The organism is Cellulosimicrobium cellulans, assembly GCF_024124905.1.
Taxonomy (GTDB): Bacteria; Actinomycetota; Actinomycetes; order Actinomycetales; family Cellulomonadaceae; genus Cellulosimicrobium; species Cellulosimicrobium cellulans_G.
In genome coordinates this window covers 577,780-590,388 of the sequence record NZ_JAMXST010000002.1, presented here as the reverse complement: position 1 = coordinate 590,388, position 12,609 = coordinate 577,780, and the positions used below count along the sequence as shown (strand labels likewise).

Sequence of the window (12,609 nt, the reverse complement as noted above, 5' to 3'; positions counted from 1 at the left end):
CGCGCCCGGCGACCCGAGGAACGCGATACTCGGAGTACGGAGTAAAGTGTCACGCCGTCCCTACCTGCCGTCCCACTCAGCGGAGAGTCCCATGACGGAACACGCGTCGCCGAGCCTCGTCGAGGTCTCCCCCACGGCGACCATCAGCACCCTCCTCACCGACCGTGTCGCCCGTGGTCCCCACGCGACGCTCGTCGAGCGCCGGACCACCGCGGACGGCCCGTGGGAGCCCGTCACCGCGCAGGAGTTCGAGGCGGACGTCGTCGCCGTCGCGCGCGGCCTCGTGGCCCGCGGCGTCGAGCCGGGAGACCACGTCGCGATCATGTCGCGCACGCGCTACGAGTGGACCCTCCTCGACTTCGCGGCGTGGGCCGTGGGCGCCGTCCCCGTGCCCGTCTACGAGACGTCGTCGGCCGAGCAGGTGCACTGGATCCTGTCGGACGCCGCCGTACGGCTCGCCGTCGTGGAGACCGCCTCCCACGCCGCCGAGGTCGCGTCCGTGCGAGACCGCCTGCCCGCCCTGGAGGACGTGCTCGTCGTCGAGGACGGCGCCGTGGACGCCCTGCGCGCCGCAGGCGCCGACGTCCCCGCCGAGGAGGTCGACCGCCGTCGCGCCGCCCAGCGGGTCGACGACCTCGCGACGGTCATCTACACCTCCGGCTCGACCGGGCGCCCCAAGGGCGTCGAGCTCACGCACCGGAACTTCGTCCACCTCGCGCTGAACGGCCGCGCCGGCCTCGCCGAGATCCTCGACTCCGACGGCGCGCGCACCCTGCTGTTCCTGCCGCTCGCCCACGTCTTCGCGCGCTTCATCCAGGTCGTCGTCGTCGCGTCGAACGCCGTGCTCGCGCACTCGTGGGACACCAAGAACCTCGTCGCCGACCTCGGGACGTTCCGCCCCACGTTCCTGCTCGCCGTGCCGCGCGTCTTCGAGAAGGTCTACAACACGGCCGAGCAGAAGACCGGGACGGGCGCCAAGCGCAAGGTCTTCCACTGGGCCGCGAAGGTCGCGATCACGTGGTCGCGCGCGCTCGACACCGCGGGCGGACCGTCGTTCGGGCTGCGCGCGCAGCACGCCGTCGCCGACCGGCTCGTCTACTCGACGCTCCGGGCCGCGATGGGCGGGCAGCTCACGTACTCGATCTCCGGCGGCGCTCCCCTCGGCGAGCGGCTGGGCCACTTCTACCGCGGCGTCGGGCTGCGCATCCTCGAGGGCTACGGCCTCACCGAGACGACGGCCCCCACCGCCGTGAACCTGCCCGGCCTCACCAAGATCGGCACCGTCGGGCCCGCGTTCCCCGGCACCTCGCTGCGGATCGACGACAACGGCGAGCTGCTCGTCAAGGGCGACCACGTCTTCCGCGGCTACCGCAACCAGCCCGAGCTCACCGCCGAGGCGCTCCAGGACGGCTGGTTCCGCACCGGCGACCTCGGCGCGTTCGACGACGACGGCTACCTGCGCATCACCGGCCGCAAGAAGGAGATCATCGTCACCGCCGGCGGCAAGAACGTCGCCCCGGCGGTGCTGGAGGACCGCCTGCGCGCCCACCCGCTCGTGAGCCAGGTCGTCGTCGTGGGCGACCAGCGCCCCTTCATCGGCGCCCTCGTCACGCTCGACGCCGAGATGCTCCCGGGCTGGCTCGCGACCCACGGCCTGCCGCCCATGGACGTCGACGCCGCCGCCACGAACCCCGACGTCCTCGCCGCGCTCGACCGCGCCGTCGCGCACGCGAACGAGGCCGTCTCCCGCGCCGAGTCGATCCGGAAGATCACCGTGCTGACCTCGGACTTCACCGAGCAGAACGGCTACCTCACGCCGTCCCTCAAGGTGAAGCGCGGCCTCGTCATCAAGGACTTCGCCGACACGATCGACACCCTCTACGGCGCGAAGGTGGGCGCCGACGCCTGACCAGGCAAGGCCTGCCATCCACCGAGGCAGAACCCTGGCCGGCCGAAGCAGACCCGAGACCGCGCGAGGTAGAGCCCTGGTCCGCCGAGGTAGAGCCCTGGTCGGCCGAGGTAGAGCCCTGGTCACGCGAGGTAGAGCCGTGGTCGCGCGAGGTGGAGCCGTGGTTCTTGTGTTCGACGGCGGTCTGGTCACCTTGGGTGGCGGGGTGGGTGGTGGTGCCGCGTCTACCATCCGCCGCTCGTTCCTCGCGGCTCCCGCCAGGCCCGACCACGACGCGGCACCACCACCCACCCCGCCCGACGTCGTCTCACCCTGGTCGTCCCTCACCCGGGCGACCGCCCGCGGTGCCGGTCTCGCCGACACGTTCCCGTTGCTGCGTCCGCTTGCCGCGTGACACCGCACACCTCCGCCCGTCGCGCGCCTCGCGGGCGCCACTGCGCCACTGCGCCGCTGCGCAGCGGCCGTGGCTGCGGCTGCAGCTGCAGGTCAGGGTCGTGGGTCGCGACTCGACCTGTTCCTCGCGACGTCGCCCCGTGCCGTCGCGAGGTCGCCCGGCCCGCACGACGCCACGCCGAGCAGGTGGTCTCGGCTCGTCATGAGTGCCGGACGAGCCAAGGTCGCCTGGTCGGCCGGTCGCCGGTCCCCGGTCGCCGGTCGCCGGTCGCCGGGCCATGGTGGGCCGACCGCCGAGCGGTGGGGGTGGGCTCGGATGCGAAGGGGCGTCAGAGCGGCGCTCCTAGAACCCACGCCCGACAGACCAAGGTGACGGCGCCGCAGCCCCGAGCACCGAGCCCACCCGCACCGCGGACCCAGCCCTGCGCGTCTGAGATCCGACCACAGCTCTACCTCGACCAACCACGGCTCTACCCCGGCCGACCGGGGCTCTACCTCGGCCGACCACGGGTCTACCTCGCGGGACCGGGGGGTCCGCGGGCGTCAGGCGGACTTCTCCCGCGGGGTGCGCGACCGCGCAGTCGACGTGCGCGGCACGATCGTGGGATTCACGTTGTCCAGCACGACCTCCCGCGTGATCACCACCCGCTCCACGTCATCACGCGACGGCACGTCGAACATCACCTGCTGCAACACCTCCTCCATGATCGCCCGCAACCCCCGCGCCCCCGTCCCCCGCAACAACGCCTGCTCCGCGACCGCCTCCACCGCACCCTCGGTGAACTCCAGCTCCACCCCGTCGATCGCGAACATCCGCTGATACTGCTTCACCAACGCATTGCGCGGCTGCGTCAAGATCCGCACCAACGCCTCGGAGTCCAGCGCCGACACCGACGCGATCACCGGAAGACGCCCGATGAACTCCGGGATCAACCCGAACCGGTGCAGATCCTCCGGACGCACCTGCGCGAACAGATCCTCCCCCGCACCCGTCTCGATCGACGCACCAAACCCCACACCCCGCTTACGCGCCCGCGCCGCCACGATGTCGTCCAACCCCGCAAACGCCCCCGCCACGATGAACAACACGTTCGACGTGTCCACCTGGATGAACTCCTGATGCGGATGCTTACGACCACCCTGCGGCGGCACCGACGCGCTCGTGCCCTCGATGATCTTCAACAACGCCTGCTGCACACCCTCACCCGACACATCACGCGTGATCGACGGGTTCTCCGCCTTGCGCGCCACCTTGTCGATCTCATCGATATAGATGATCCCGGTCTCAGCCTTCTTCACGTCGAAGTCCGCCGCCTGCACCAGCTTCAACAGAATGTTCTCGACGTCCTCACCGACATACCCCGCCTCGGTGAGCGCCGTCGCGTCCGCGATCGCGAACGGCACGTTCAACATCCGCGCCAACGTCTGCGCCAGATACGTCTTACCCGTCCCCGTCGGACCGATCAACAGAATGTTCGACTTCGCCAGCTCCACGTAGTCCGGGTCGTCCGGGCTCGACGGCTTGGACTGCTCGCCCGCCTGGACGCGCTTGTAGTGGTTGTAGACGGCGACGGCCAGGGCCCGCTTCGCGGCGTCCTGGCCGATGACGTACTGCTCGAGGAACTCGAAGATCTCCTTGGGCTTGGGCAGCTCCGTGAGGCCGAGCTCCGTCGCCTCGGCGAGCTCCTCCTCGATGATCTCGTTGCACAGGTCGATGCACTCGTCGCAGATGTACACACCGGGGCCCGCGATGAGCTTCTTGACCTGCTTCTGCGACTTGCCGCAGAACGAGCACTTCAGCAGGTCGGCGCCGTCTGAGATACGAGCCACTACGCGTCTCCTTGTCCGGGTGCCCGGGGCCTCCCGCCGTCGGGATCGACGGCGCGGGGCCCGGGCACGGCCGAGCGAGTCCTGCTCCCCATTCCACACCACGGGGCCCCCGTTGTCAGGTGGGCTCCCCGGACGGGGTGCAACGTGTCGCGCCGCCGCCCCGGGCGGGGGACGGCGGCGCGGCGTGAGGGTCGAGCGGTCCGGGCGGTCAGGTCAGGGCTTGTTGACCGCGACGGCCTTGCGGCTCTCGAGGACCTGGTCCACGAGGCCGTACTCCTTCGCCTGCTCGGCGGTGAGGATCTTGTCGCGCTCGATGTCCTGACGGACCTGCTCGACCGACTTGCCCGAGTGCAGGGCCAGCGTGTCCTCGAGCCACTCGCGCATGCGGATGAGCTCGTTCGCGTGGATCTCGATGTCGGACGCCTGCGCGTAGCCGCCGCCCTCCATCGCGGGCTGGTGGATGAGCACGCGCGCGTTCGGCAGCGCGAGGCGCTTGCCCGGCTGGCCGGCGGCGAGCAGGACCGCTGCGGCCGACGCCGCCTGGCCCAGGCAGACCGTCTGGATCTGCGGCTTGATGTACTGCATCGTGTCGTAGAGCGCGGTCATCGCGGTGAACGACCCGCCCGGCGAGTTGATGTAGAGGATGATGTCGCGGTCGGGGTCCTGGCTCTCGAGCACGAGGAGCTGGGCCATGACGTCGTCGGCGGACGCGTCGTCGACCTGGACGCCCAGGAAGATGATGCGGTCCTCGAACAGCTTGGTGTAGGGGTCCTGCCGCTTGAAGCCGTACGCGGTGCGCTCCTCGAACTGCGGGAGGACGTACCGCGCCGACGGCGCGCCGGCGAGGCGCTGCGCGGTGGACAGGTACTGGGACTCGGCGCTGAAGCTCACGGGTTCTCCTCGGTGAAGTCTGGTGTCCGGTGCGGGGTCAGGAACCCGTGGTGCCGCCGCCGCCGGTCACGGACGACGCGTTGGTGACGACGTGGTCGATGAAGCCGTACTCCAGCGCCTCCTCGGCCGTGAACCAGCTGTCGCGGTCGTTGTCCTTGAGGATCTGCTCGAGCGGCTTGCCCGTCTGCTCGGCCGTCAGCTCGGAGAGCACCTGCTTCATGTGCATGATGAGCTGCGCGTTGATGCGCACGTCGGTCGCGGTGCCGCCGATGCCGCCCGAGGGCTGGTGCATCATGACGCGCGCGTGCGGCGTCGCGTACCGCTTGCCCTTGGTGCCGGACGAGAGCAGGAACTGGCCCATCGAGGCCGCCATGCCCATCGCGATCGTCGCGACGTCGGGCTGGATGTACTGCATGGTGTCGTAGATCGCCATGCCGGCCGTGATCGACCCGCCGGGCGAGTTGATGTAGAGCCAGATGTCCTTCTCCGGGTCCTCCGCGGCGAGCAGCATCATCTGGGCGCAGATGGCGTTCGCGTTCTCGTCGCGCACCTCCGAGCCGAGCCAGATGATGCGCTCCTTGAGGAGCCGGTTGTAGATGGAGTCGTTGAGTCCGAAGCCCGGACCCTCGGCGCGGTTGACCGGGGCCGTCGCGTCGGACGGCAGGTACAGCTCGTTCACTTCCATCTCCTTCGTCGCTCCCGCGGGTCGCCCCCGCCTGCGCTGCCCTGGCCGGTGCCGGGAGCGTGTCCCGGTCCGGCCGTGCTGCAGTGACCCTAACGCGGTCCGTGCCCGGCGTTCGTCCCGACAGCGCGCGTTTTCGCTGACGGCGCACCAGGTGGCCGGCGCGCGCCGGCGCGGCACGGGCACGACGACGGCCCGCCCCCTCGCGCGGAGGGTGCGGGCCGTCGTGGGACCTGCTCCGGCCGACCGGCCGGCGACGTGTCAGGCCTTCGTCGCGTCCTTCTCGTCGTCCGCGACCGGCGCCTCGGCGGCGGCGTCGGCGGAGTCGTCGACGAGCGCCTCCTCGACGGGCTCGGCGGCGACGTCCTCGACCGACTCGTCCGCGGCGGCGTCCTCGTCGTCCGAGCCGATGAACTCGGTGAGGTCGACGACGTCGCCGGCGGTGTCCTTGACCTCGATCTGGCGCAGCGCGACGGCGAGCGACTTGGAGCGCGCGACCTCGCCGACCATCGCGGGGATCTGCCCGCCCTGGTCGAGCGACTGGATGAACTGGTTCGGGTCCATCCCGTACTGGCGCGACGCGCTCACGAGGTACTCGAGGAGCTCGTTCTGCGCGACCTTGATCTCGAGCTGCTCGGCGAGGGTGTCGAGCAGGATCTGGTTGCGGATGGCGTCGGTCGCCTCGACGGTGACCTCGGCGCGGTGCGTCTCGTCCTCCAGGCGGCCCTCGGACTCGAGGTGGCGGTGCACCTCGGCCTCGACGACGCCCGACGGCACGGGGATCTCGACGGCGTCGTTGAGCGCCTTGAGGAGCTCGTCACGGGCGGCGACGGCCTGGTTCGACGTCTTGATGCTCGCGACCTGCTCGCGCAGGTCCGCGGTGAGCTCCTCGAGCGTGTCGAACTCGGACGCGAGCTGGGCGAAGTCGTCGTCCGCCTCGGGCAGGTCGCGCTGCTTGACCGAGGTGGCCGTGACGGTGACCGACGCCTCCTTGCCCTCGTGCTCGCCACCGGCCAGGGGCGCGGTGAACGTGGTCGTCTCGTCGGCCGAGAGGCCGGTGAGCGCCTCGTCCAGGCCCTCGAGCATGTTGCCCGAGCCGATCTGGTAGCTGACGCCGGAGACGGAGTCGACCTCCTCGCCGTCGATCTCGGCCTTGAGGTCGAGCACGACGAAGTCGCCCTCGGCCGCGGGGCGGTCGACGCCGACGAGGGTGCCGAAGCGCTCGCGGAGCGCGTCGAGGCGCTCGGTGACGTCCTCGTCCGTGACCTCGGCGGGCTCCACCGTGATGGCGAGCGAGTCGAGGGCGGGCAGCGTGATCTCGGGGCGCACCTCGACCTCGGCGGTGAAGACCAGCTGGCCCTCGCCGGCCTTCGCCGGGATCTCGGTGACCTCGACCTCGGGCTGGCCGAGCGGGCGCAGGCTCTCCTCGCTGGCGGCCTGGCGGTAGAAGCCCGAAAGGCCGTCGTTGACGGCGTGCTCGATGACGGCGCCCCAGCCGACGCGCTGGTCGATCACGCGCGGCGGGACCTTGCCCTTGCGGAAGCCGGGGATGTTCACCTGCTCCGCGATGTGCTTGTAGGCGTGCTCGATGCTCGGCTTGAGCTCGTCGTACTCCACCTCGACGGTCAGCTTGACCTTGGTGGGGTCCAGGGTCTCGACGGCGCTCTTCACTTCGATGGTCTCCAACTGATCGGGGCGGGCCGGCGTGCGGCCGGGGACGGCTCCGCACGCGGACGTACGGGCAACCGTCCTATCGTACGCGAGCGGTCAAGCGTCGTGGTCAGGCCGACGAGCGAGCACCCGGGCGACGCTGGACCACCAGCAGGACCGCGAGCCCGACGACGGCGGTCGCGACGACGGTCTGCCACCGCAGCCCGACGACGCCGAGCACGTCGAGCAGCACGGCCATGACCATCTGGCCGCCGACGACCGTCAGCGTGAGGACGAACGTGCCGAGGTGGCGCACCGCGTACGCGGCCGCCACGGTGACGAGCGTCCCCAGCGGGCCGCCCAGGTAGAGCCACCACCGCCCGGGGAGCGTGACGCCGTCGAGCCCGCCGAGGACGGCGGCCAGCGCGCAGACGACGGAGATGCCCACGAGCCCGCCCGTGACCGAGGTGAGCGTCGCGACGACCGGGTCGCCGGTGAGCTGCGTGACCCGGCCGTTCCCGGCCTGCTGCCCGCACAGGACCGCGCCGCCGACGAAGAGCGCGACCCCGGCGAGGACGGCGCCCCACCCCGCGTCGGTCGTCGCGCCGCCGAGCACCGCGACCCCCAGACCCACGAGCGCCGCGACGCCGGCGGCGGCCCGGCGCGGCGTGAGCCGCAGCGGCGCGGGGAGGCCGACGCCGCGCGCGTCGAGCGCGAGACCCGCGACCGTCTGGCCCGCGACCGAGCACACCGACGCGACCGCGACGCCGACGAGCGGGACCCCCGCGGCCATGGCGACGACGATCGGGACGCTGCACAGCCCGACCGCGAACCACCACCAGGACGCGGAGGCGCGCAGGACGTCGAGCGTGGACCGGGCGCGCCGGCGGACGAGCACGACGAGCACGGTCGCGAGGAGGGTCCCGACGTAGGAGAGCCAGGCGGCGACGACGGGGCCGGTCCCCGCCGCGGCGAGGTCGCCGTTGAGGCGCCCCTGGAGCGACAGCACGGCGCCGCTGCCCGCGGCGACCAGCGCCGCGAGGGTGACGCGGGTCGCGGGTCCGGCCGCGGGCGTGGACAAGGTCACGGGCACCTCTCGAGGACGAGGCCGTCGACGCGGCCCGGACGTCGTCGACGCCCCACGACGCCCCCGGAGGGGCGCCGCGCGAAGGTCGGGGTGACAGGATTTGAACCTGCGACCTTCCGCTCCCAAAGCGGACGCGCTACCAACCTGCGCCACACCCCGTCGCCCGCTGCGGCGGCGGGCCAGGGCAAGTGTACTGGCGGGAGCGGGTCGTCCTCGTCGGCGCGCGACCGCTTCCGCAGGTGGGCGGCACGTCCGCGCCACCGACGTTTGCTAAGGTTGCGGCCGCAGGTCGGCGCCGCGCCGGCCCTCGCTCCTCCTGCCGAGGAGCCCGGGCCGCGGTTCCACGGCCCGCGCGGGCGTAGCTCAATGGTAGAGCCCCAGTCTTCCAAACTGGCTACGCGGGTTCGATTCCCGTCGCCCGCTCCGGACTGCTCGGGCTCCGTCCCGACCGTCGCTCCCGCACGTCACGACGGGCGTCCCGCCAGGCCGGCGGGGCGCCCGTCGTCGTCTCGCCCGCACACGACCGTCCACGGGCCGGACGACCGTCTCGTGGACGGCGTTGCAGGGTCCCGACGCGGACCGATAGCCTCGGGGCACACGCGCTGCCCGCACGCCCGGACCGTCGGGCACCCGCGGCGCGACCGACCAGGAGGAGCGAGGAATGACCGCGACGATCGCGCGTCCCGCACCGCTGCACCGCGCCGTGTCGCGCGTCTCCTGTTGTCGCTGTCTCGGCTGTCGCTGACGACCCGCCGCCGAACCCGCGCAGCTCCGCGCCGCATCAGGCCGCCCCGTCCGCACGAGCCCACCCCCGCCGTCGCGCCCGTGCGCCCGCAGCGTCCCCGCGAGACGCTGGGCATCCTGGTCACGGACCGCGTCGGCCCACGTCCCCTGATCGGTACCCCCACCCCGGCTCACCCCGAGCCGTCGACAGAAGAGGAAGACATGGCACGCATCTACGACGACGCCACGAAGCTCATCGGCAACACGCCCCTCGTGCGCCTGAACCGGCTCACCGAGGGCCTCGAGGCCACGGTCGTCGCGAAGCTCGAGTTCTACAACCCGGCGAACTCGGTCAAGGACCGCATCGGCGTCTCGATCATCGATGCCGCCGAGGCGTCGGGCGAGCTCCAGCCGGGTGGGACGATCGTCGAGGGCACGTCGGGCAACACCGGCATCGCGCTGGCGTGGGTCGGCGCGGCCCGCGGCTACAACGTCGTGCTCGCCATGCCGGAGACCATGTCGAAGGAGCGCCGCGCGCTCCTGCGCGCCTACGGCGCCGAGCTCGTCCTCACCCCGGGCTCGGAGGGCATGAAGGGGGCCGTCGCGGCCGCCGAGCGGATCGCCGCGGAGCGCCCGGGCGCCATCCTGGCGCGCCAGTTCGCCAACCCGGCGAACGTGGACGTCCACCGCCGCACGACCGCCGAGGAGATCTGGGCCGACACGGACGGCGAGGTCGACATCGTCGTGTCCGGCATCGGCACCGGCGGCACGATCTCCGGCGTCGGGCAGGTGCTCAAGGAGCGCAAGCCCGAGGTGAGGATCGTCGCGGTCGAGCCGGCCGAGTCCCCCATCCTCAACGGCGGCCAGCCCGGGCCGCACAAGATCCAGGGTCTCGGTGCGAACTTCGTGCCCGACATCCTGGACCGCGAGGTCTACGACGAGGTCATCGACATCGACGCCGAGACCGCGGTCGCGACCGCGCGCGCCGCGGCCAAGGAGGAGGGCCTGCTCGTGGGCATCTCGTCGGGTGCGGCCATCGAGGCCGCGATCCAGCTCGCCAAGCGCCCCGAGAACAAGGGCAAGCTCATCGTCACTGTCGTGCCGGACTTCGGCGAGCGCTACCTCTCGACGATCCTGTACTCCGACCTGCTGGACTGACGTGACCGACCCTCGACCCCACCACCGCGCGGTCGGCTACCGGCTGCGCCGGTTCGCGCGCGTGCTCGGCGAGGACCTCGAGGCGGCCCGACGGCGGGACCCCGCCGCCCGCAGCCGCCTCGAGGTCGCGCTGGCGTACCCGGGCGTGCACGCCGTGTGGGCCTACCGGCTCGCGCACCGCATGTGGCGCGAGCCCCTGCTGCGCCTGCCGGCGCGTCTCGTGTCGCAGGTGGCGCGCGCACTGACCGGCGTGGAGATCCATCCCGGCGCGCGCATCGGCCGACGCCTGTTCATCGACCACGGCATGGGGGTCGTCGTGGGCGAGACGGCCGTCGTCGGCGACGACGTCGTGCTCTTCCACACGTCGACGCTCGGCGGGCGGTCGATGAAGCGCGGCAAGCGGCACCCGACGCTCGGGGACCGCGTCGTCGTCGGGGCGGGGGCGAAGATCCTCGGGCCGGTGTGGGTCGGCGACGACGTGCAGGTGGGGGCCAACGCCGTCGTCGTCAAGGACGTGCCGGCCGGGGCGGTCGCGGTCGGGGTCCCGGCGACGGTCCGGATGCCCGCGGGGGCGCCCGCGGCGCGGGACGCCGTCGAGGACCCGTCGCTCCTCATCGAGTACGTCATCTGAGCACACGGGCACGGGGCCGCCGTCGGGCACGACGGCGGCCCTCTCGTCGGACCATGTTGTTCTAGTTTCGCTAGAACAACTAGACTGGGCCCGTGATGTTCCGCATCGACCCGCAGGCCGACGAGCCGCTGTTCGCGCAGCTCGTCGCCCAGGTGCGCCTCGGTGTCGTCCAGGGGCGGCTCGCCCCGGGCGAGCGGCTCCCCGCGGCCCGCGAGCTCGCAGAGGCGCTGGACGTCAACGTGCACACCGTGCTGCGCGCCTACCAGGAGCTGCGCGACGAGGGCCTCGTCGACCTCCGCCGCGGGCGCGGCGCCGTCGTCAACGCGCCGCCCGCCGTCGACCTCGCGTCGCTGCGGTCGGCGGTGGACCGCGTCGCGGCCGAGGCCCGTGCGCTCGCCCTGCCGCCCGAGACCGTCCTGACCCTCGTGAAGGAGGCCCTCCGATGACCCGAGCCGCCCCGCGCCGCTCCCCCGGACGACCGACCGAGGACGGTCGCCCGCGCCTGGACGACCACCGTGCCCTCGCGCTCCTCGTCGGCGCCGCGGGGGCGGTCGTCACCGTGGTCGCGGCGATCGTCGCGCTGAGCTGGTCGGCGGACCTCCCGGACCCCGTGGCGATCCACTGGGGCACGAGCGGCGCCGACGGCTTCGCGTCGCTCGGTGCGGCCGTCGCGGGGAGCGCGGCCCTGGGACTCGTCGCCTCCGCGGGGTTCGCCGCGATGACGGCGTTCCTCGGGCGGTCGGCCGCGAACCGGCGGGTCGCCGCGGGAGTCACCGTCGGGCTGCCGGTCATGCTCGCGGCCCTCAGCCTCGGGTCGCTCTGGATCCAGCGCGGCCTCGCCGACGCGCGCGACGTCGGCGGCCTGGGCCCCGTCACGGCGATCGCGCTGGGCGTCGGGCTCCTCGTGGGCGTCGCGGTCGGGGCGCTGGTGCCGGGCGACCGCCCGGCCCCGACCGACGCCGGGGTCCCCGCTGACGCGCCCCGGGTCGCGCTCCGACCGGGCGAGCGGGCCGCGTGGGTCGGGCGCGTGAGCGGTGGGCCGACGGTGCTCGTCGCGATGGGCGCGATCGTCCTCACCACGGTCCTGGCGCTCGTCCTGCGCGAGTGGGCGCTCCTCCTCGTGCCGGTCGTCCTGGGGCTGCTGCTCGCCGCGATGATGTCGTGGGTCGTGCGCGTGGACGAGGGCGGGCTGTCGGTCCGGTCGACCCTGGGGTTCCCTCGCACGCGCGTCCCCGCGGACGAGGTCGTGCGGGCCGACGTCGTCGACGTCTCTCCGCTGCGCGACTTCGGCGGCTGGGGCTGGCGCGCCGGTCGGGGCGGCGCGGTCGGCGTCGTCGTCCGGGCCGGCGAGTCGCTGCGCGTCGAGCGCACGGGAGGCCGCGCGCTCGTCGTCACGGTCGACGACGCCGGGACCGCGGCGGCGCTCCTCAACACCCTCGCCGACCGCGCACGCCGCTGACCCTCGGTCCCGACGTGCCGCGCTGTCGCGTCGGCCCGGCGGCCGGTGCGGCCGCGGCCGGGCGCACCCGCGACCGGCGGCGGATCGGCTAGTCTGGAGCCGGGCGGTACCCGAGACTCCGCGTATCGGATACCCCTGCCCGGCACGCGACCGGGTACCGCCCGCGTCCCGTCCCCGCGCTCGACGCCCCGGCACG

General features: G+C 72.8%; 10 protein-coding genes and 2 tRNA genes. 6 read left to right on the top strand and 6 right to left on the bottom strand.

What is annotated here, in order from left to right; genetic code table 11:
• Window positions 1-91 precede the first annotated feature (91 nt).
• Window positions 92-1,909 carry an AMP-dependent synthetase/ligase gene (locus tag NHH00_RS07615; protein WP_253051232.1) on the top strand — a complete coding sequence of 606 codons (1,818 nt, stop codon included), beginning with the start codon at window positions 92-94 and terminating at the stop codon, window positions 1,907-1,909.
• Between the two features lie 936 nt (window positions 1,910-2,845).
• On the opposite strand, the gene clpX is transcribed toward NHH00_RS07615, so the two are convergent.
• From clpX to NHH00_RS07585, 6 genes are all read right to left on the bottom strand, one after another.
• A complete protein-coding gene (gene clpX, locus NHH00_RS07610) occupies window positions 2,846-4,132 on the bottom strand; it encodes an ATP-dependent Clp protease ATP-binding subunit ClpX (protein ID WP_253051231.1) in 1,287 nt (428 codons plus the stop codon).
• A gap of 213 nt (window positions 4,133-4,345) precedes the next feature.
• A complete protein-coding gene (locus NHH00_RS07605; RefSeq protein ID WP_253051230.1) occupies window positions 4,346-5,023 on the bottom strand; it encodes an ATP-dependent Clp protease proteolytic subunit in 678 nt (225 codons plus the stop codon).
• 37 nt (window positions 5,024-5,060) lie between these two features.
• Complete coding sequence (locus NHH00_RS07600) at window positions 5,061-5,708, bottom strand: ATP-dependent Clp protease proteolytic subunit (protein ID WP_087471688.1); 648 nt, start codon at window positions 5,706-5,708, stop codon at window positions 5,061-5,063.
• A gap of 258 nt (window positions 5,709-5,966) precedes the next feature.
• Entirely contained in the window at window positions 5,967-7,376 is a 1,410-nt protein-coding gene (gene tig, locus NHH00_RS07595) for a trigger factor (protein ID WP_253051229.1), read from the bottom strand.
• A gap of 109 nt (window positions 7,377-7,485) precedes the next feature.
• The gene (locus NHH00_RS07590; RefSeq protein WP_253051228.1) at window positions 7,486-8,442 is read right to left on the bottom strand and encodes a DMT family transporter; all 957 of its coding nucleotides are present in this window, start codon (window positions 8,440-8,442) and stop codon (window positions 7,486-7,488) included.
• An 85-nt stretch (window positions 8,443-8,527) separates the two neighbouring features.
• Window positions 8,528-8,601: transfer RNA gene (locus NHH00_RS07585), tRNA-Pro, on the bottom strand.
• 193 nt (window positions 8,602-8,794) lie between these two features.
• On the opposite strand from NHH00_RS07585, the gene NHH00_RS07580 reads away from it, so the two are divergent.
• The 5 genes from NHH00_RS07580 to NHH00_RS07560 all read left to right on the top strand — a co-directional run bounded on the left by NHH00_RS07580 (window position 8,795) and on the right by NHH00_RS07560 (window position 12,413).
• Window positions 8,795-8,865: transfer RNA gene (locus tag NHH00_RS07580), tRNA-Gly, on the top strand.
• Window positions 8,866-9,387: 522 nt separating this feature from the next.
• On the top strand, window positions 9,388-10,323 hold the full coding sequence (gene cysK / locus NHH00_RS07575) for a cysteine synthase A (RefSeq protein ID WP_087471685.1): 936 nt from the start codon (window positions 9,388-9,390) through the stop codon (window positions 10,321-10,323).
• Window positions 10,324-10,366: 43 nt separating this feature from the next.
• Complete coding sequence (gene epsC / locus NHH00_RS07570; protein ID WP_290445066.1) at window positions 10,367-10,954, top strand: serine O-acetyltransferase EpsC; 588 nt, start codon at window positions 10,367-10,369, stop codon at window positions 10,952-10,954.
• 92 nt (window positions 10,955-11,046) lie between these two features.
• A complete protein-coding gene (locus tag NHH00_RS07565) occupies window positions 11,047-11,400 on the top strand; it encodes a GntR family transcriptional regulator (RefSeq protein ID WP_253051226.1) in 354 nt (117 codons plus the stop codon).
• Complete coding sequence (locus NHH00_RS07560) at window positions 11,397-12,413, top strand: DUF1648 domain-containing protein (protein WP_253051225.1); 1,017 nt, start codon at window positions 11,397-11,399, stop codon at window positions 12,411-12,413. The genes NHH00_RS07565 and NHH00_RS07560 overlap by 4 nt, the downstream gene beginning before the upstream one ends.
• Window positions 12,414-12,609: the final 196 nt, after the last annotated feature.

Excerpts from the sequence above, each read along its gene's own strand:
- NHH00_RS07615 (WP_253051232.1), top strand. The coding sequence starts at position 92 with ATGACGGAACACGCGTCGCCGAGCCTCGTCGAGGTCTCCCCCACGGCG.
- NHH00_RS07600 (WP_087471688.1), bottom strand. The coding sequence starts at position 5,708 with ATGGAAGTGAACGAGCTGTACCTGCCGTCCGACGCGACGGCCCCGGTC.
- cysK (WP_087471685.1), top strand. The coding sequence starts at position 9,388 with ATGGCACGCATCTACGACGACGCCACGAAGCTCATCGGCAACACGCCC.
- NHH00_RS07560 (WP_253051225.1), top strand. The coding sequence starts at position 11,397 with ATGACCCGAGCCGCCCCGCGCCGCTCCCCCGGACGACCGACCGAGGAC.